This is a genomic window from Thermoanaerobaculia bacterium (assembly GCA_035260525.1).
Taxonomy (GTDB): domain Bacteria; phylum Acidobacteriota; class Thermoanaerobaculia; order UBA5066; family DATFVB01; genus DATFVB01.
The window spans coordinates 13,135-30,937 of the sequence record DATFVB010000195.1 but is presented as its reverse complement, the minus strand read 5'-3'; the positions used below and the strand labels follow the sequence as shown (position 1 = coordinate 30,937).

The following is a 17,803-nucleotide window of genomic DNA, read 5'->3' as shown; positions in this document are numbered from 1 at the left end:
CCCGACCGGGATGCCCCGCCCGTTGTCCTCGACCGTGACCGAGTTGTCGGGGTGGATCGTGACGACGACCTTGTCGGCGTAGCCCGCCTGGGCCTCGTCGATCGAGTTGTCGACGAGCTCCGTCACCATGTGGTGCAGCCCGCTGATGTCGTCGACGTTGCCGATGTACATGCCCGGGCGCTTGCGCACCGCCTCGAGGCCCTTCAAGAGCTTGATGTCGTCGATCGTGTAGCTGCTGCTCATGTTCTCATCCAATCCTTCTCAGGTTTTCCTTCATCGTCCTCGGCCGGGCGTTCCCGTCGACGACTTCGAAGACCGCGTCGGGTCGCCGCGGACAGCGCTCGGCCGCGTCGGGGTGCGCGCTCGTGAGCGCCACCTGCGCGTCCTCCGGGAGCTCCGACAGCAGGGACTCCGCGGCGGCCGGCGAGAGCTCGGCGTCGAAGTCGTCGAGCGCATAGAGCGGGACGATGCCCCGGGCGCCGGCGACGGTTTCCCCTTCGGAGAGCCGCACCAGGAACGCCGCCCGCATGATCTCGCCGGTCGAGGCCGCACAACCGAAACCCTTTCCCGCGCGCGTGAATTCCAGGTCGTCGCGCTGCGGGCCGAAGAGCGTGTGGCCGCGCTCCCTCTCCCGCGGGGCGAGCGTCCGGGCGCGCTCCGTGTATTCCTCCGGCGGCTCCCCCTTCGGCTCGGCGCGCAGCTCCGAGAGCGAGCCGGCCGCCGCGAGCCGCGCGTCGAAGCGCTCGCGCCAGAGCGCGCAGGCCTCTCCGCGACGGGCGGCCACGGCGTGCGCCGAGCGGATGAACTCCTCCGTCCAGGCCTCGAGCTCGTCGCGGCGCGGCGAAGGCGACGCGAGCAGAGCGTTGCGCTGCGCGAGCGCCCTCCGGAAGCGGTCGTAGATCCCGGCGGCGGCCGGGAAGAGCGTGACCGCGAGCCGGTCGAGGAAGCGCCGTCGGACGGCGGGTCCCCCGACGAAGAGCGCGCGGTCCTCGGGCGCGAGGAAGATCGCCGGCAGGACCTCCCCCGCTTCGGCGTACGTCGCCCGCTCGCCGTTCTTGGCGAACTGCCGCGGCCTCCCCGCGGACCAGTGCACGGCGATCTCGTCCCGGCCGCTCTCCCGCCGGACGGCGGCGCGCACGAAGAAGGAGCGCTCCCGCGCCATGTCGCGCGGCTCCGCGTCCCGGAACGACGGGCGCCCCGAGACGACGGCGATCGCCTCGAGGATGTTCGTCTTCCCCGCGCCGTTCTCCCCCGAGAGCAGCGTGACGCCGGGAGCGAAGGAAAACGATGCCGAGCCGAGGTTGCGAAAACCGGTGGTGGAGAAGCTCTCGAGCAATCAGATCCTCATCGGCATGACGACGTACATGTACTTCGAGATCCCCGGGATCTCCTCGGCGGGACGGCAGAGGCACTGCGTGTTCTCGTCCTTGGCCTCGAGCCGGACGTTCTCCGTCTCGGCTTCCGCGAGGAAATCGAGGAGGTACTGCGCGTTCAACCCGAGCGTGAGCGGCTCGCCCGCATACTCGACCGGGACCGTCTCCGTTCCTTCGCCGAGCTCCTGCGAGGCGGAGGACACGGTCAGGGCGTTCGCCTCGAACGCGAGGCGGACGCCGCGCGCCCGCTCGGAGGAGAAGAGGGCGATGCGGCGCACGGCGTTCTCGAGCACGGTGCGCGAGACGGTGATCTTCTTCTCGTTGTCCTTCGAGAGCACCTTCTCGTAGTCGGGGAAGTTGACGTCGAGGAGCCGCGCGATCAGCTTGCGGCCGCCGACGGTGAACGCGAGGTGGTTCTCCGCGTGCTGGATCTCGAGCTTCGTCTCGTCGTCCCCGTCCATCTTCAGGATCTCGGTGAGCGCCTTCTTCGGCACGAGGATCGGCGGCAGCCCGCTCTTGCCGGGAGGCTTGGGAAACTGCACGAGCGCGAGCCGGTGTCCGTCGGTCGCGACGAGCTCGAGGTCGTGGCCCTTCTCCTTGAGCAGGGCCCCGGAGAGCTGGAACCGCTTCTCCTCGGCCGAGATCGCGAACAGGACCTTGCGCGTCATCGTCTTCCAGGTCGAGAGCGGAATCGAGAGCGAAGCCTTCCCCTCGACCTTGGGGACGGTCGGGAAATCTTCGGCGGGCTGCGCGACCATCTTGTAGCGGCCGGACCCGGCGGTGACGCCGAGGTAGTGGTTCTCGAGGAGCTTCAACCGGATGCCGGGCTCGTCGAGAGAACGGACGAGATCGAAGAGCTTGCGCGCGGGAACGCACACGCCTCCCGGGGAGCCGACCTTCGCGTCCACGCGCGTGTGGAGCGTCAAGTCGAGGTCCGTCGACGTGAGATCGAGCCCTCCGTCCTCGGCCTTGAGGAGAATATTGGCGAGGATCGGAATCGTATTTTTCCGCTCGACTACACCCTGCAGAACCTGGAGCTCGTCCAGGAATTTCCCACGCTCAATTGTCAGTTCCATATCGCTCCTGATTGAAGAAAGAGAGTATCACATTCAATCGTCGAAATAGGCCTGTGGAATCCTCTTTTTTTCAATAAATAACAGTCATATTTACATATGTTTAGCGGTCAGTTTTCCACAGCTGAAATCGAGGCGCTTCCGGGGACGATTCGGGGCCCTTTCGGGAGCGCGGAGAGGTGTGGAAATCGGGCCTGTGGAAGCCGCGGCGGGACGGAGAAAATCAGCGGAAAGACGAGCTCAATCCGTCGAGCGTCTTGTGAAAATCGGAATCGTCGTCGTAGAGGCGCTGGATCTTCTCGACCGAGTGCATCACGGTCGAATGGTGCTTGTCGTTAAAGAGCCTGCCGATCTCCGGGAAGGAGAGCTGGGTGAGCTGGCGGCAGAGATACATGGCGATCTGACGCGGGAACGCGATCGTCTTCGCGTTGGATTTCGCTTTCAGGTCCGACACGCGGATCCCGTAGTGCGAAGCGACCGCCTTCAGGATCTCCGAGGGCGTGGCCTTGCGGTCCTCCGACACCACCATGTCCTTCAACGTCTCCCGCGCGAGCTCGAGCGTCAGCGGATTGCCGGTCAGCGACGCGAAGGCGAGCACGCGGTTGACGCGCCCCTCGAGCTCCCGGATGTTGCTCTTCACGGTCGCGGCGATGTAGAGGGCGACGTCGTTCGGAATGAAGACCTTCTCCTCCTCCGCCTTCTTGCGGAGGATCGCGACCTTCATCTCGAGGTCGGGCGGCTGGATGTCGGCGATCAGCCCCCACTCGAAGCGGGAACGCAGACGCTCCTCGAGCGACGAGATCTCCTTGGGAGGCGCGTCGGAGGAGAGGACGATCTGCCGCTGCGATTCGTGGAGCGCGTTGAACGTGTGGAAGAACTCCTCCTGGGTCGCCTCCTTCCCCGCGATGAACTGGACGTCGTCGACGAGCAGCACGTCGAGCTCGCGGTAGCGCCGGCGAAACTCGTGCATCCGCTCGCTCTTGATCCCGTTGATCAGGTCGTTCAAGAACTTCTCGGCCGAGAGGTAGAGGATCCGCGCGCCCGGCTTCTGCCGGAGGATCTCATGGGCGATCGCCTGCATGAGGTGGGTCTTCCCGAGGCCGACGCCGCCGTAGACGAAGAGGGGGTTGTAGGAGCGCGACGGGGCCTCCGCGACCGCGCGGGCCGCGGCGTGGGCGAACTGGTTCGACGACCCCACGACGAAGTTCTGGAACGTGTAGCGCGGGTTGATCCCGGGAGGAGGTTCGGCGGGAGCGGCCGGCTCGGCTCCTCCGGGCTCGGCCGCGGAGAACTCGAGCGTGAGATCGGGGATCCCGATCTTTTCGGCCGCCGCCCGCAGCGCGGCCGAGTGATGGGAAGGGATCCAGTCGGCGAAAACCGCGTTGGGAACGACGATTTTCCAGACCGGGCGCTCCCCGACCGGGCTCTGACCCCCGAATTTCGCGGGGAGAAACCACGTGCGGAATTCTTTCTCCTCGATCTGAGGCTCGAGGGCCGAGAGAAACTGCTTCCAGCGTTCGCTCCGGTTCATTCTTTTCCGCAGGGTTTTCCACAGCTGTGGAAAGCTCGGCGCGGGATCTTAGCACAATCCTTGACTTGGACAGGACCGGCCCATAGAATCAAAGTTTTGAAGCGAAAGGGACGGAGAAGCCATGAAGCGCACCTATCAACCCAACAACGCCCGGCGCAGGAAAACGCACGGTTTTCGCGCCCGGATGAGCACGAAGGCGGGGCGCGCGGTTCTCTCGGCCCGCCGCCGCAAGGGGCGCAAGCGCCTGACCGTCTGACGGCGTCCGGCGCCCCGGAGGGCTTCCCGAAAGAGGCGCGCCTTCGGAAGCGTCGGGATTTCACGGATTGTCAAAAGAGGGGAAGACGGGTCGCGGGTCGATGGTTGGTGGTTTTCGCTCTCGACAACGCGCTCGGCCGCTCGCGATGGGGATTGTCGGTACCGAAGAAAGTGGGCTCGGCGGTCGTCCGGAACCGCGTCAAGCGCCGGCTCCGCGAGATCCTGAGGCGGGTGAGGCGCCAGGCGGCGCCGCCGCGCGACCTCTGCATCCTGGCGAGGCCGGGGGCCTCGGAAGCGACGCTCGACCAGCTGGGTCAGGAGTGGAAGATGCTCTCGGAAAAACTGTCCTCCTCGCGGCCCTCCGCGCGTACAAGCGAGTGATCTCTCCGCTGCTCCCTCCCTCCTGCCGTTTCGTCCCGACGTGCTCGGAATACATGGCCGAGGCGGTCGCCCGCTACGGCGCGCTCCGTGGGATCGGGCTCGGCCTGCGCCGTCTCGGCCGCTGCCATCCGTTCCACGCGGGCGGCTTCGACCCGGTGAAGTAGCCGCGCGTGGAAAAGCGCCTCCTCCTCGCCGCCGCGCTCTCGATCGTCGTCCTGGTCCTCTGGGACGCGATCACGCCGAAAGCGCCGAAGACCTCTCCGGCGCCCCCGGCGCCGGCGGCCGCCGGCACGGCGCCCGCGGCGGCGCCGTCGGCGTCATCGGCGCCCCCGCCGTCGCCCGCGCCGCCGCCCTCCCCCGCCGTCCTGCCGGTCGCGGCCGCCGCGCGCGAGTCGGTCGTGATCGACCGCCCGCTCTATCGCGCGGTGATCGACAACCGGGGGGCGGTGCTGACGTCGTTTCTCCTGAAGAAGTACGATGACGACGAACGGCATCGCCTCGAGATGGTCCATCGCGGCGAGTCGCCCGATCTCCCGCTCGACCTCGATTTCGGCTCCGACGCCGCGTCGACCCTGGCGGCCAACGCGGCGCTCTACGCCGTCGAGCGGACGAAGGACGGCAACCGCGACGTCGTGCGGCTGCGCTTCGCGGGAGACGGCCGGTCGTTCGAGAAGACGCTCACGTTCGGCGACGGGTATCTCGTCGGCGTGAAGGTCGCGTGCGCCGGCGCGAAGCAGCCGTTCGTGCTCGCGCTCGGTCCGGGCATCCGGAACCTCTCGACGCAGGAGAAGGAGAACCGCTTCACGAGCGCGTCGGGCGCCGTCTGGTTCGACGGCGACCGCGCGCACTCGGTTCCCCGCCAGAAGGTGCAGTCCGTCCAGCAGGGGCCGCTCCCGAAGGCGGGATTCGTCGGCCTCGAGGACAACTACTTCCTCGCCGCGTTCGTCCCGCGCGGGGAGACCCGGTGGTGGGTCGCCCCGGTGCGCGAGGGGGAGACCGGAAAGAAGGAGGAGCAGGTCCGCGCCGGCGCCGGCGCGACGTCGGTCCTCGAAGGAAGCCTCTACATCGGCCCGAAGGACCTCGACATCCTCTCCTCGCTCGGTCTGCATCTCGAGGAGACCGTCAGCTTCCGCTCGATGGGGATCAACCTCGGGATCATCGCGCGCGGCCTGATCTGGCTGCTCAAGGCCTCCCACCGCTACGTCGCCAACTGGGGAGTCGCGATTCTCGCCGTCACGTTCCTGATCCGGCTGCTCCTCTTCCCGCTCATGCAGAAATCGTTCGTCGGCATGAAGAAGATGCAGAAGCTCCAGCCGAAGATCAACGTGATCAAGGACAAGTACAAGAAGGCGAAGATCGACGTCGAGCAGCGCAACAAGATGAACCAGGAGATGATGGCGCTGTACCAGGCGGAAGGCTACAACCCGATGAGCGGCTGCCTTCCGATGCTCCTCCAGATGCCCGTCCTCTTCGCGTTCTACATCGTGCTCGAGCGCGCGATCGAGCTCCGCCACGCGCCCTTCGCCCTCTGGATCCACGATCTCTCGGCGAAGGACCCCACGTACGTGCTCGTCATCGTGATGATCGGAACGATGTTCCTCCAGCAGTTGATGACGCCGTCGACCGTCGACGCGGCGCAGCGGAAGATGTTCCTCGTGATGCCGCTCTTCTGGGGGTTCTTCATGAAGGACATGCCGGCCGGCCTCGTGCTCTACTGGCTGTTTTCGAACGTGCTGACGATCGCGCAGCAGGCGCTGATCAATCGGATGTACCGCGACGAGCCGGCGCCCGCCGCGCGCCGCGGGAAGGCGAAAGCCGCAAAAACGAGAGGGTAGGATTCGACCATGCGATACGAAGGAAAGACCCTGGAAGAGGCGCTGGAGCTCGCGGCCGGAGCCGTGGGGCGGCCCGCGGACGATCTCCAGTACCGGATCGTCGAGGACAAGAAATCGTTCTGGGGCGCTCGCCGGGTCGTCGTGGAGCTGATCACGGACGGCACGATGAAATTCGCGCCGGCCGCCGCGGAGCGTCCCGCCGCCGAGCGCGGCGCGGAGGAGCCTCCGGCGGACGAGGAAACGATCGCCGAAGTTTCGAACGTCCTGCGCGAGCTCCTCGTCGCCGCCGAGCTCCGCGTGGATGTCCGTCACCGCTCCGACCTCTCGTTCGACCTCTCGGGCGACGACCTGCCGCACCTGCTGGCCAGGCAGGGAGAGGGACTCGAGGGGCTGCAGACGCTCGCCGGACGCATCGCGGGCAAGAAGCTCGGCCGGCCGGTCTTCCCGCAGCTCGACGCGGACGGCTTCCGCGAGCGGCGCCAGGAGCTCCTCCAGGAATCCGCGCGCCGGCAGGCCGAGCGCGTGAAGCTCTCCGGCCGCAAGGTGCTGCTCGACCCGATGTCCCCTTCGGATCGCCGCCTCGTCCACCTGTCGCTGTCCGAAGACGCGCAGGTCGAGACCAAGAGCGAAGGGGAGGGGTTCTTCAAAAGAGTGGCCATTTTGCCGAAGCGATAGAAACGCGCGCCTCGGCAGCACCGATGTCGCTCCGAGCGGCTTGAAATCCGAAGCACGAAGCGCGAAATCCGAAACAAATTCGAATTTCGAAACTCAAAAACATGAGCTCGATGGATTCCACGTTTCGAATTTTTGAAATTCGGATTTTGTGCTTGTTTCGGATTTCGGATTTCGGATTTCGGATTTGAAGCCAAAAGGCGCCGACCAGCTCGACACGATCGTCGCTCTCTCCACGCCGATGGCGCGCAGCGCGATCGCGGTCGCGAGGATCTCGGGAAGGGAGGCGCTCGCGATCGCGCGGCGGGTCGCGCCGGGGCTTCCCGAAGCGCCCGCGCCGCGGACGGCGGGGCTCGTCGAGCTGCGCGACGCGGCGGGCGAGCCTTTCGACCGGGGCCTCGTGACGTACTTTCCGACGCCCGCGTCGTACACGGGGGAGGACGTCGTCGAGATCTCGTTCCATGGCAATCCCGTCCTCTCGCGGACGCTGCTCGCTTCGGCGCAGGCGGCCGGCGCGCGCCCGGCCGAGCCGGGGGAGTTCTCGCGTCGCGCGTTCTTGAACGGAAAGCTGTCGCTCCTCGAGGCGGAGTCGGTCGCCGAGCTGGTCGACGCGGCGACGGAGACCGCGGCGCGCGGCGCGCTCGCGCGCCTGGCGGGAAGAGGGGAGCGCGAGATCGCGCCCGTGCGCGACGCGTTGCTCACCGCGCACGCGCTCTGGACCGCGGCGATCGACTTTCCGGAGCAGGCGGGGGAGGAAGATCCCGAGGAGATCGGCCGGCAACTCGACTCGGCCGCCGGGACGCTCGCGCGCCTCGCCGCCGGATCGGAGATCGCCTCTCGCATCGCGTCGGGGCTCCGCGTCGCGATCCTCGGCGCTCCGAACGCCGGGAAATCGACCGTCTTCAACCGCCTCGTCGGGTACGACCGCGCGATCGTCGCCGCGGAGGCCGGTACGACGCGCGACACCCTCGAAGCCGACGTCGAGATCGGCGGGCTGCCCGTGCGTCTCGTCGACACCGCGGGAATGCGCGAGACGGGGAGCGCGGTCGAGGCGGAGGGGGTCGCTCGCGCGAGGGAGGAATCGCGAAGCGCGGATCTCGCGCTCTGGGTGCACGACGCGGTCGAGCCGTGGGACGATGCGGCGCGGCGTGCCTGGAACGCCCTGGAATCGAGCTGCAAGCTCCTCGTTTTCAATAAGATCGATCTCGCTGCGCCGCCTGGTGAGACGGGCTCGCTCGGCCTTTCGGCGATCTCGGAAGACGCTGCCGGGCGGTTGTCGGTCGAGATCGGCCGGCGGCTCGCCGTCGAATTTCCCGCGGAGGCGGCAGGGGAGTCGGTCTCGCGCCGGCAGCGCGACCTCATCGTCCGCGCGCGGGACGCGGCACGGCGGGCGAAGGAAGCACTGGGAGGGCGGGAGCCGGCGGAGATCGCGATTCTCTCCGTCGAGGAAGCGCTCGCGGCGCTCTCCGACCTCGTCGGAGAGTCGACGACGGAGGACGTGCTCGACCGGATCTTCGCGAGGTTCTGCATCGGGAAGTAACGTCGGCCGAGGCGAGACGAAATTCCAAATTCCAAGCTCCCGATCTCAATAAGCTCCAATTTCCAAATCGGAAAGTGGGCTCGACCTCGATGATTTGGTTTTCGGGTTTGGAGATTGGAATTTCGTTTCCCCTTTATTGAGGTTTGGAATCTGGAGATTGGAATTTCGTGGGCGCCCTCCGCTGCGATGATTTAATCGGCGAGTCATGGACGCGAGTTACGACGTAATCGTCATCGGCGCCGGCCACGCCGGCTGCGAGGCCGCGCACGTCGCCGCGCGTCTGGGCCTGTCGACCGCGCTCGTGACGTTCTCGCGCGAGACGATCGCGAAGATGTCGTGCAACCCGGCGATCGGGGGAGTCGCCAAGGGGAACCTCGTCCGGGAAATCGACGCCCTCGGAGGCCTCATGGGGCGCGTCACGGACGCGGCTTCGATCCAGTTCAAGATGTTGAACCGCTCCCGCGGCCCCGCCGTCTGGGGGCCGAGGGCGCAGTGCGACAAGGCGCTCTACTCGGCGAGAATGCGGGCGGTCCTCGAGGCGACGGCGAACCTCACGATCCGGGAAGGGACCGCGGTCGAGATCCGCGACGACGGCCGCCGCGCCTCCGGCGTCCTCCTCGAGGACGGGTCGCTCATCGCCGCGCGCGCCGTCGTCGTCACGACCGGAACGTTCCTGTCGGCGCGGATGCACGTCGGCGAGGCGCAGCGGGAGGGAGGGCGCGTCGGCGAGAAGGCCGCCGTGCACCTCTCGGCGTCGCTGCGGAAGGCGGGGCTGCGCCTCGGCCGCTTCAAGACCGGCACGCCGCCGCGTCTGCTCCGTTCCTCCGTCGACACGGCGCGCTGCGAGCCGGCGCCCGGCGAGGACCCGCCGGTCCCCTTCTCATTTCGTAACCAGACGGTTACCAATCCTCAGGTCCTGTGCTGGCTGACCGCGACGAACGAGCGGGTGCACGCGATCATCCGGGAGAACCTCCACCGATCGCCGCTCTACGCCGGCCGGATCTCGGGGCTCGGGCCGCGCTACTGCCCCTCCGTCGAGGACAAGGTCGTCAAGTTCGCCGGCCGGCCCGCGCACACGATCTTCCTCGAGCCCGAGGGGCTCGATTCCGAGGAGACGTACGTCAACGGCCTGTCGACGTCGCTCCCCGAGGACGTGCAGCGCGCGATCCTGCGGGAGATCCCCGGGCTCGAGCGCGCGGTCATGCTCCGCCCGGGATACGCCGTCGAATACGACTTCGCCTACCCGGAGCAGCTCGAGCCGACGCTCGAGTGCCGCGCGATGCCCGGGCTCTACCTCGCCGGTCAGATCAACGGCACGTCGGGCTACGAGGAGGCCGCGGCACAGGGATTCTGGGCGGGCGCCAACGCGGCGCACGAGCTCCTCGGCCGGGACCCCTTCCGGCTGCGCCGCGACGAGGCGTACATGGCCGTCCTCGTCGACGACCTCGTCAGCCTCGGCGTCGAGGAGCCCTACCGCATGTTCACGTCGCGCGCGGAGTACCGCCTCCTGCTGGGCGTCGACACCGTGCTCTCGCGGCTCCTGCCGAAGGGTCGGGAGCTCGGGCTCGTGAGCGCCGAGGAGCTCGACCGCGGCCTGCGGTCGGAGCGGAGGATCGCCGCCGCGATCGAGCGGCTGCGGGAGGAGACCCTTCGTCCCGACCGGGCGACGCTCGGGGAGCTCGCGGGCGCGGACGCGCCGGCCATCTCCGGCCCGACGACGCTTTTCAAGTACCTCCAGCGCCAGGACGTCGATGCCCTGGCGGTCGGGCGTCTCCGTCCGGAGCTCTTCTCCGGCTGGACGGACGCCGAGCGCGCGATTCTCGAGTCGCGCGTCCGATACGAGGGCTACATCGCCAGGGAGCGGGAGAGGGCGGACGCGCTCTCGAGGCTCGAAGGGGAGCCGATCCCCGCCGATTTCGACTTCGGATCGGTGTCGGGACTCTCGCGCGAGGTCGTCGAGAAATGCTCCCGGCGGCGGCCGGGCACGCTCGGGGACGCGGCGCGGATCTCCGGGGTGACTCCGGCGGCGGTCGCTATACTCGCCTTCCGTGTCCGCAAGCTCGCTTCAGACGCCTCTCGCGCGGCTCGCGCCTGAGTACGGGGTTTTACTCGAACCCGAGGTTCGGGCGAAGATCGAGATCTTCCTCGGAGAAGTCGTCCGCTGGAGGGAGTCGACGAACCTGGTGGGCCGCCTTTCGGAGGACGATCTCGCCGCTCACGCCCTGGAGTCGATGCTCGGCGCCTCGCTCCTCGAGAAAGGGGACCGCGTCCTGGACATCGGCTCCGGAGGGGGCTTTCCGGGCGTTCCGATCGCGATCGCCGGCTTCGACGTGACGCTCCTCGAGCCCCGGGAGCGGCGCGCCGCGTTCCTGAGACACACGCTGCGCCGGATCCCCGGCCTGCGCGCGACGGTCCGGGCCTGCCGTCTGGAACACCTCGGTGACGACCGCTTCGACGCCGCGACGGTTCGGGCCGTCGGAGGCCTGGCAGAGCTCCTCGGGCCCGGGAGCTTCCTGGAGGCCGGCGGGAAGCTCCTCGTCTGGACCGCCGGCCTCGGCCTCCTCGAGGAGGATCTGCGCCCGCGGTTCACCCTGGAAAAGCGGCTCGCGATCCCCCGGTCGGAACGGCGCGAAATCGCGCTTTTCCGGAAATGTTCCACGTGGAACAATGCGGCCCCCGATGGGTAGGATCATCGCGCTCGCGAACCAGAAGGGGGGGGTCGGCAAGACGACGACCGCGATCAACCTCGCGGCCGCTCTGGCGAGCCTCGACCGGAAGGTCCTCCTGGTCGACCTCGATCCGCAGTCCAATTCGACGTCCGGCCTCGGTTTCGCCAAGAACGGGGAGGGTCCCACCACCTATGACCTCCTGCGCGGCGAGCCGCCCCGCTCGGCCGTGCGCGAGACCGCTTTCCCGAACCTCCGGCTCGTCCCGGCGACGCGGGACCTCGTCGGGGCGGAGATCGAGCTCGTCGAGCTGCCCGACCGGGAGCACCGGTTGAAGCAGGCGCTCGACGGGCTGCGCGAGGATTACGACTATCTCCTCGTCGACTGCCCGCCTTCCCTCGGTCTCCTGACGCTGAACGGCCTCTGCGCAGCCGACGAGATCCTGATCCCGATCCAGTGCGAATATTTCGCGCTCGAAGGCGTGAGCGATTTGCTCGAAACGATCGAACGGGTGAAGATCACGTTGAATCCCATGCTCGAGATCGGCGGCGTGCTCCTGACGATGTACGACGAGAGGACCAACCTGGCCCGCCAGGTCGTCGAGGACATCCGCTCGCACTTCGGCGGAAAGGTCTTCCGGACGGTGATCCCCCGGTCCGTGCGCCTCGCCGAGGCGCCCTCTTTCGGAAAACCGATCCTCGCGTACGACATCCGGTCCAAAGGCGCCGAGGCGTACTTGAACCTCGCCGGCGAGGTCCTCGCGCGGTGAGCGCGAGCAAAGAAGGCCCGGTGAGGGCGAGAGTAGAAGGCCCGGTGAGGGCGAGAGTAGAAGGCCCGTTCAGGGCGAGAAGAGAAGGCCCGTTGAGAAGCGAAGGGGAGGCGTGATGAACGATCGCCGAAAGACGCTCGGCCGCGGCCTCTCGGCGCTGCTGCCGGGGAAGGAAGGGGAAGCGAGGCCGGCTGCGCGCGAGGCCGACCTTTCCGCGCTTCACCCGAACCCGCTCCAGCCGCGCACGGAGTTCGACCCCCGCGGTCTCGCCGAGCTCGCCGAGTCGATCCGCGTCAACGGCATCGTCCAGCCGATCGTCGTGTCGCCCCGGCCGTCCGGGGGATACACGATCCTCGCCGGGGAGAGGCGCTTCCGCGCGGCAAAGGAAGCCGGCCTTTCGCGCGTCCCGATCGTCGTTCGCGAGGCGCCGAGCGATCGGGAGCGGCTGGAGCTGGCTCTGGTCGAAAACCTCCAGCGCGAGGACTTAAACGCGATGGAGTCGGCCGCCGCGTACGGGCGACTTCGGGAAGAGTTCAAGTTGACCCAGGAGCAGATCTCGGAGCGCGTCGGGAAAGAGCGCTCTACTATCGCTAACTCATTGAGATTATTGAAGTTACCTTCTCAGATTCGCGACATGATCCGGGGCGGCGTGTTGACCGCCGGCCATGCCCGGGCGCTCGCCGCGCTCCCCTCCGCCGACGACCAGGTCCGGCTCGCCGAGGAGATCGTGCGCCGCGACCTCTCGGTTCGACAGGCGGAGAAGCGGGCCGCGTCGATGGCGGAAGCCTCGCCGCGGGTGCGCCGCGAGAAGCCGCGGGACCCGTTCACCCGGGACGCCGAGGAGAAACTCTCGCGGAGGCTCCGCGCCCGCGTGCGGCTCGAACGCGGGAAGCGCGGCGGGAAGATCGAGATCGACTTCGCGTCCGAGGAGGACCTCATTCGAATATTCGAGACGCTGATGGGGAAGGGCTGATGGCAAAGAAGACGGACGGCGTTCTGAACGGGTTCCTCGACGAGGGAAGCCACTTCAAGGGGGAGCTCACGTTCGACGACACGATGCGAATCGACGGGAAGTTCGAGGGAACGATCCGCTCCGACAACCTCCTCATCATCGGCGACACCGGAGAAGTCCAGGGGGAGGTCCGCGTCGGCAGCGTGTCGATCGACGGGACGGTGCGCGGCAGCGTCGTCGCGCGGGAGAAAATCGAGATCCATCCGCACGGGCGCGTGTACGCGAAGCTGCAGGCGCCGGTGTTGAAGATCGAAGAAGGCGCCACCTTCCAAGGCGAAGTGACCGGGGGAGAAAAATAGAACGCGCAACCGCGCCGGGGCATCGAGCCGGACGGGCGCGTGCCGCCCGCGAGACCCTGCGACATACGCCCCGGTATGCCTCGGGATCTCGCGAGCGACCCGCATCCCGTCGGGCTCGCGCCGCGGCGCGCCTCGTCGGCCTCTCGGTTAGCTACTTCGAGGCATACACGCCGCGGGGTGCCTCGTCGACCGGATGAAGGTCACGCTCACCCTTCCATCGCACGTCCTACGCCCGGCTTTTCAGCACGGCCCCAATCAATCTCGATTCGTTGAGCCTCCAGGCGCGGCCGAGCGCAAGCGAGGACGCTCGTAGCCGATCTGCTTCTTGCGCGGCATGAACAGGTTCTGATAGTTTTCCCTGTCTTTCGTTAGTCGAGGGCGCAAAGAAAAATGCTGCAGGCTCCCAACGTTTCGCTGATCCTGATCCTCGCGATCTTCTTCGCGACGCTCTGGGTCCTGAACCGTTTCCTCTTCCGGCCGGTGTCGGCGATTCTCGACGAGCGGCATGCCGAGGCGGAAGTGTCGGCGCGGTCGCTCGCCGAGGCCGAAGAAAAGTTCCGCGCCGCCGCCGCGAAGATCGAAACCGAGCTGTCGCTCGCGCGCCGCGAGGCGCTGAAGATCCGCGAGGAGAACCGAGCCGAGGGGCGCCGCCTGCGGGAAGAGCAGGTCGAGGCCGCCAAGCAGGAGACCGCCGCGCGGCTCGAGGCGGCTTCGGCCGAGCTCGAGGCGCAGGCGCGGCGGGCGCGAGAGGAGCTTCCGTCCCGCGTCTCGACGATCGTCTCGGCGCTCGTGGAGAAGGTCCTCGGACGAAAGGCGGCCGCGTGAACGCCGCCCGGCGGCTCGTTCCGTATCTGACGACCGCGGTCCTTCTCATGGCGTCCGCCCCGGCATGGGCGGCCGAGGAGGAGGAAGTCGCGCAGAAGTTCCTGGGACTCCCGGTCGAGCTCTGGAAGCTCGTCAATCTCCTCCTGATTCTCGGGCTCCTCGTCTATTTCCTCGGGAAGCCCTTCAACACCCATTTCCGGAAGCGCCGCGAAGACCTCGACGACGCGATCGACCGCGCCTCGGCCGAGCGCGAGAAGGCGCTTGCGCTCGCCGCGGAGATGACGGCGCGCCTCGCGTCGCTCGAGAAGGAGATCGGCGAGATCCGCCGGCGGGGCGCCGGCGAAGGGGAGAGCGAGAAGCGCGCCCAGATCGAAGCCGCGGCCAAAGATGCCGAGACGCTTCGGAAGAACGCCGTCGACGAGATCGACCGGCGTCTCTCCGCCGCGAAGAAGGATCTGGCCCGCGCGGCGGCGGACCTCGCGGCGGACCGCGCCCGCGACGTCCTCGCCGGCGCGATCACGGAAGAAGACCGCCGGCGCCTCCTCGACGAGAGCGTCCGGACCGTGTCCGTCGAGGGCACCAAAAATGTGGCCGTCGAGGCCGCGAGAAACGCCAAAGCGTCATGACGTCGCGGTTCGCCCGTCCGTACGCCGACGCGCTCCTCCAGAGCGTTCCGGCATCCTTCGACGCCGCCCGCTGGTCGACGCCGCTGCGCGACGTCGCCGCGGCGATCGGCGGCAGCGGGGTGCTGCGCGCCGTGCTCGCCAACCCCTCCGTGAAGGCGGACGCCAAGCGCGCGATCGTCGCCTCGCTCGGCGCGAAAGCGGGAGTCGACGAGCTCGCGGAGCGCTTTCTCCGCCTCCTTCTCGACAACGGCCGCATCGTCCAGCTCGGAGAGATCCTCGACGCGATCCGCGAGGCGATCGACGCCCGCGAGGGCGTCGTGCCGGCAAGGGTGACCGTCGCGTCGGAGATCGACGCCGCGGCGCGGGAGCGGGTGTCCGCCGCGCTCTCCCGGGCGACCGGCAAGAAGGTGCGCGCGAGCTTCACCACCGATCCGAAGCTCATCGCCGGCTTCGTGGCGCGCGTCGGATCCATCGTTTACGACGCATCGGTCCTCGGGGCGATCGAGCAATTTAAGGAAGAGGCGCATGGAAATTAAATCGGACGAGATCACGCAGATCCTCAAGCAGCAGCTCGCCAACTACGAGAAGAAGATCGACGTCGCGGAAGTCGGCACGGTCCTGTCGGTCGGCGACGGCATCGCGCGCATCTTCGGCCTCGACAAGGTGATGATGGGCGAGCTCCTCGATTTCGGGCACGACCTCTTCGGCCTGGCGCTGAACCTCGAGGAGGACAACGTCGGCGCGGTGCTCCTCGGCGAGACCCGCGAGGTCGAAGAAGGGGAGGAGGTCAAGCGCACCGGCCGCATCATCCAGGTCCCCGTCGGCCGGGCCCTGGTCGGCCGCGTCGTCAATCCGCTCGGCGTGCCGATCGACGGCAAGGGGCCGATCGCCTCGACGGAGTTCTACCCGATCGAGCGCGTGGCGCCCGGAGTGATCGACCGCCAGCCGGTGAAGGAGCCGATGCAGACGGGGCTCAAGGCGACCGACTCGATGATCCCGATCGGCCGCGGCCAGCGCGAGCTCATCATCGGCGACCGCCAGACCGGGAAGACCGCGGTCGCGCTCGACACGATCATCAACCAGAAGGGGAAGGGCGTCATCTGCGTCTACGCCGTCATCGGCCAGAAGAAGTCGACGGCCGCGCAGGTCGTGCGCACGCTCGAGGAGAACGGCGCGATGGAGCACACGATCGTGATCTCCGCGACCGCGTCGGAGCCGGCCCCGATGCAGTACGTCGCCCCGTACGCCGCCTGCGCGATGGGCGAGTACTTCATGTTCAACGGCGGCCACGCGCTCTGCATCTACGACGACCTCTCCAAGCACGCGGCGTCCTATCGCGAGATCTCGCTCCTGCTGCGGCGGCCGCCGGGACGCGAGGCGTATCCGGGAGACGTCTTCTTCCTGCACTCGCGTCTGCTCGAGCGCGCCTCGAAGCTCTCCGACGCGAGGGGGGGGGGATCGCTGACCGCGCTCCCGATCATCGAGACGCAGGCGGGCGACGTGTCGGCCTACATTCCGACCAACGTCATCTCGATCACCGACGGCCAGATCTTCCTCGAGACCGACCTCTTCTATTCGGGCCAGCGCCCGGCCGTCAACGTCGGTTTGTCGGTTTCGCGCGTCGGCGGCAACGCCCAGATCAAGGCGATGAAGTCGGTCGCCGGCACGCTGCGGCTCGATCTCGCGCAATACCGCGAGCTCGCGGCCTTCGCGCAGTTCGGCTCGGACCTCGACAAAGCCACCCAGAACCAGCTCGCGCGCGGCAAGCGCCTGACGGAGCTCCTGAAGCAGCCCCAGTTCTCGCCGATGCCGGTCGAGCTCCAGGTCGTCTCGATCTACGCGGGGACGAAGGGCTATCTCGACGACGTCGAGATCGACGCGATCGCGGCGTGGGAGGCCGGGTTCCACCAGTACCTCCGCTCCGAGAAGAACGAGATCCCCTCGGCGATCCTGGAGACCGGAAAGATGGAGAAGGTCACCGAGGAGGCGCTCGTCGCGGCGATCCAGGAATTCAAGGTGCGCTTCTTCAAGGAGAACGCGGACGCGAAAGCCAAGGCGGCGTAAAGCGAAGGGCGAAGCAGAGAAGCCATGGCATCCCTGATCGACATCCGGCGGCGGCTCCGGTCCGTCCGGAACATCCAGCAGATCACCCGCGCGATGAAGATGGTCGCCGCGGCGAAGCTGCGGCGTTCGCAGGACCGGGTGATCGCCGCGCGGCCGTACGCCGCGTCGCTGCGGGACGTGCTCGCCAACGTCTCGGCGCGCGTTCGGGAAGCCCGGCATCCCCTGCTCGCCGAGCGCGACGAGAAGAAGGTCCTCCTGATGGTCGTCGCCGGGGACAAGGGTCTCGCCGGGGCGTTCAACGCGAACGTCAACCGCGCCGTCGGGGCGCTCCTGCGGGAGAAGTCGTGGGAGGAAGTGACGCTCCTGCCGGTCGGCAAGAAGGCGTTCGACTTCTGGAAGCGGCGGTCGATCCCGATCCGCGCGTCCTACCCCGGCATCTTTTCGCGGCTCGAATTCCGCCATGCCCGCGAGATCGCCGAGATCCTGACCGGGCTCTTCGTCTCGGGCGAGATCGACTCGGCCTACGTCGTGTACAACGAGTTCAAGTCGATCATGACGCAGGTCGTCCGCGTCGAGCGGCTCCTTCCGATCGCGCGGACGGCGATGAGTACTGCGGAGCAGGCGGTCGACTACCTCTTCGAGCCGGACCCCGCCGAGATCCTCGCGCGTCTCCTGCCGCGCTATCTGGAGTTCGCGGTCTTCAAGGTGCTCCTCGAATCGGCGGCATCGGAAAACGGCGCGCGGATGACCGCGATGGATTCGTCGACGAAGAACGCCGGAGACATGATCGATTCGCTGACGCTGACCTACAACCGCGCCCGACAGGCGCGGATCACCAAGGAACTGATCGAGATCGTCTCGGGCGCCGCGGCGCTCGACTAG

General features: G+C 67.7%; 20 protein-coding genes. 16 read left to right on the top strand and 4 right to left on the bottom strand.

Annotated elements, in window-relative coordinates:
- The 4 genes from VKH46_09755 to dnaA all read right to left on the bottom strand — a co-directional run.
- Nucleotides 1-243: ATP-binding protein (locus VKH46_09755; protein HKB71117.1), on the bottom strand; the 243-nt coding region annotated here is incomplete at its 3' end.
- Between the two features lie 4 nt (nucleotides 244-247).
- Nucleotides 248-1,336: a DNA replication and repair protein RecF gene (gene recF, locus VKH46_09750; GenBank protein HKB71116.1), complete on the bottom strand. Its 1,089-nt coding sequence runs from the start codon at nucleotides 1,334-1,336 to the stop codon at nucleotides 248-250.
- Nucleotides 1,337-2,449: a DNA polymerase III subunit beta gene (dnaN, locus tag VKH46_09745; protein HKB71115.1), complete on the bottom strand. Its 1,113-nt coding sequence runs from the start codon at nucleotides 2,447-2,449 to the stop codon at nucleotides 1,337-1,339. It lies immediately after the preceding gene.
- Between the two features lie 220 nt (nucleotides 2,450-2,669).
- Entirely contained in the window at nucleotides 2,670-3,977 is a 1,308-nt protein-coding gene (dnaA, locus tag VKH46_09740) for a chromosomal replication initiator protein DnaA (protein ID HKB71114.1), read from the bottom strand.
- 121 nt (nucleotides 3,978-4,098) lie between these two features.
- Between dnaA and rpmH the strand changes: the two genes are divergently transcribed.
- The 16 genes from rpmH (at nucleotide 4,099) to atpG (ending at nucleotide 17,803) form a co-directional block, all read left to right on the top strand.
- The gene (gene rpmH, locus VKH46_09735; protein HKB71113.1) at nucleotides 4,099-4,233 is read left to right on the top strand and encodes a 50S ribosomal protein L34; all 135 of its coding nucleotides are present in this window, start codon (nucleotides 4,099-4,101) and stop codon (nucleotides 4,231-4,233) included.
- Complete coding sequence (gene rnpA, locus VKH46_09730) at nucleotides 4,230-4,613, top strand: ribonuclease P protein component (protein HKB71112.1); 384 nt, start codon at nucleotides 4,230-4,232, stop codon at nucleotides 4,611-4,613. The genes rpmH and rnpA overlap by 4 nt, the downstream gene beginning before the upstream one ends.
- The gene (yidD, locus tag VKH46_09725; GenBank protein HKB71111.1) at nucleotides 4,553-4,777 is read left to right on the top strand and encodes a membrane protein insertion efficiency factor YidD; all 225 of its coding nucleotides are present in this window, start codon (nucleotides 4,553-4,555) and stop codon (nucleotides 4,775-4,777) included. The genes rnpA and yidD overlap by 61 nt, the downstream gene beginning before the upstream one ends.
- Nucleotides 4,778-4,783: 6 nt before the next feature.
- Complete coding sequence (gene yidC / locus VKH46_09720) at nucleotides 4,784-6,448, top strand: membrane protein insertase YidC (protein HKB71110.1); 1,665 nt, start codon at nucleotides 4,784-4,786, stop codon at nucleotides 6,446-6,448.
- Nucleotides 6,449-6,457: 9 nt separating this feature from the next.
- Entirely contained in the window at nucleotides 6,458-7,123 is a 666-nt protein-coding gene (locus VKH46_09715; protein HKB71109.1) for a R3H domain-containing nucleic acid-binding protein, read from the top strand.
- A 184-nt stretch (nucleotides 7,124-7,307) separates the two neighbouring features.
- Complete coding sequence (gene mnmE / locus VKH46_09710) at nucleotides 7,308-8,660, top strand: tRNA uridine-5-carboxymethylaminomethyl(34) synthesis GTPase MnmE (GenBank protein HKB71108.1); 1,353 nt, start codon at nucleotides 7,308-7,310, stop codon at nucleotides 8,658-8,660.
- Between the two features lie 205 nt (nucleotides 8,661-8,865).
- Nucleotides 8,866-10,755 carry a tRNA uridine-5-carboxymethylaminomethyl(34) synthesis enzyme MnmG gene (mnmG, locus tag VKH46_09705; protein ID HKB71107.1) on the top strand — a complete coding sequence of 630 codons (1,890 nt, stop codon included), beginning with the start codon at nucleotides 8,866-8,868 and terminating at the stop codon, nucleotides 10,753-10,755.
- On the top strand, nucleotides 10,709-11,347 hold the full coding sequence (locus tag VKH46_09700; protein HKB71106.1) for an RsmG family class I SAM-dependent methyltransferase: 639 nt from the start codon (nucleotides 10,709-10,711) through the stop codon (nucleotides 11,345-11,347). Before mnmG ends, VKH46_09700 begins: the two co-directional genes overlap by 47 nt.
- Nucleotides 11,340-12,095, top strand: coding sequence for a ParA family protein (locus tag VKH46_09695; GenBank protein ID HKB71105.1), 756 nt, complete (start codon nucleotides 11,340-11,342; stop codon nucleotides 12,093-12,095). The genes VKH46_09700 and VKH46_09695 overlap by 8 nt, the downstream gene beginning before the upstream one ends.
- A 115-nt stretch (nucleotides 12,096-12,210) precedes the next feature.
- Entirely contained in the window at nucleotides 12,211-13,068 is an 858-nt protein-coding gene (locus VKH46_09690; protein HKB71104.1) for a ParB/RepB/Spo0J family partition protein, read from the top strand.
- Entirely contained in the window at nucleotides 13,068-13,406 is a 339-nt protein-coding gene (locus tag VKH46_09685) for a polymer-forming cytoskeletal protein (protein HKB71103.1), read from the top strand. Before VKH46_09690 ends, VKH46_09685 begins: the two co-directional genes overlap by 1 nt.
- A 390-nt stretch (nucleotides 13,407-13,796) precedes the next feature.
- Nucleotides 13,797-14,231 carry a hypothetical protein gene (locus tag VKH46_09680; protein ID HKB71102.1) on the top strand — a complete coding sequence of 145 codons (435 nt, stop codon included), beginning with the start codon at nucleotides 13,797-13,799 and terminating at the stop codon, nucleotides 14,229-14,231.
- A complete protein-coding gene (locus tag VKH46_09675; GenBank protein HKB71101.1) occupies nucleotides 14,228-14,857 on the top strand; it encodes an ATP synthase F0 subunit B in 630 nt (209 codons plus the stop codon). The genes VKH46_09680 and VKH46_09675 overlap by 4 nt, the downstream gene beginning before the upstream one ends.
- The gene (gene atpH / locus VKH46_09670; GenBank protein ID HKB71100.1) at nucleotides 14,854-15,393 is read left to right on the top strand and encodes an ATP synthase F1 subunit delta; all 540 of its coding nucleotides are present in this window, start codon (nucleotides 14,854-14,856) and stop codon (nucleotides 15,391-15,393) included. Before VKH46_09675 ends, atpH begins: the two co-directional genes overlap by 4 nt.
- Nucleotides 15,383-16,921, top strand: coding sequence for a F0F1 ATP synthase subunit alpha (atpA, locus tag VKH46_09665; protein ID HKB71099.1), 1,539 nt, complete (start codon nucleotides 15,383-15,385; stop codon nucleotides 16,919-16,921). The genes atpH and atpA overlap by 11 nt, the downstream gene beginning before the upstream one ends.
- A 24-nt stretch (nucleotides 16,922-16,945) precedes the next feature.
- A complete protein-coding gene (gene atpG / locus VKH46_09660; GenBank protein HKB71098.1) occupies nucleotides 16,946-17,803 on the top strand; it encodes an ATP synthase F1 subunit gamma in 858 nt (285 codons plus the stop codon).

Coding starts and splice junctions, on each gene's coding strand:
- dnaN (HKB71115.1), bottom strand. CDS start 2,449: ATGGAACTGACAATTGAGCGTGGGAAATTCCTGGACGAGCTCCAGGTT.
- dnaA (HKB71114.1), bottom strand. CDS start 3,977: ATGAACCGGAGCGAACGCTGGAAGCAGTTTCTCTCGGCCCTCGAGCCT.
- rpmH (HKB71113.1), top strand. CDS start 4,099: ATGAAGCGCACCTATCAACCCAACAACGCCCGGCGCAGGAAAACGCAC.
- VKH46_09715 (HKB71109.1), top strand. CDS start 6,458: ATGCGATACGAAGGAAAGACCCTGGAAGAGGCGCTGGAGCTCGCGGCC.
- mnmG (HKB71107.1), top strand. CDS start 8,866: ATGGACGCGAGTTACGACGTAATCGTCATCGGCGCCGGCCACGCCGGC.
- VKH46_09695 (HKB71105.1), top strand. CDS start 11,340: ATGGGTAGGATCATCGCGCTCGCGAACCAGAAGGGGGGGGTCGGCAAG.
- VKH46_09690 (HKB71104.1), top strand. CDS start 12,211: ATGAACGATCGCCGAAAGACGCTCGGCCGCGGCCTCTCGGCGCTGCTG.
- VKH46_09685 (HKB71103.1), top strand. CDS start 13,068: ATGGCAAAGAAGACGGACGGCGTTCTGAACGGGTTCCTCGACGAGGGA.
- VKH46_09680 (HKB71102.1), top strand. CDS start 13,797: ATGCTGCAGGCTCCCAACGTTTCGCTGATCCTGATCCTCGCGATCTTC.
- atpH (HKB71100.1), top strand. CDS start 14,854: ATGACGTCGCGGTTCGCCCGTCCGTACGCCGACGCGCTCCTCCAGAGC.
- atpA (HKB71099.1), top strand. CDS start 15,383: ATGGAAATTAAATCGGACGAGATCACGCAGATCCTCAAGCAGCAGCTC.
- atpG (HKB71098.1), top strand. CDS start 16,946: ATGGCATCCCTGATCGACATCCGGCGGCGGCTCCGGTCCGTCCGGAAC.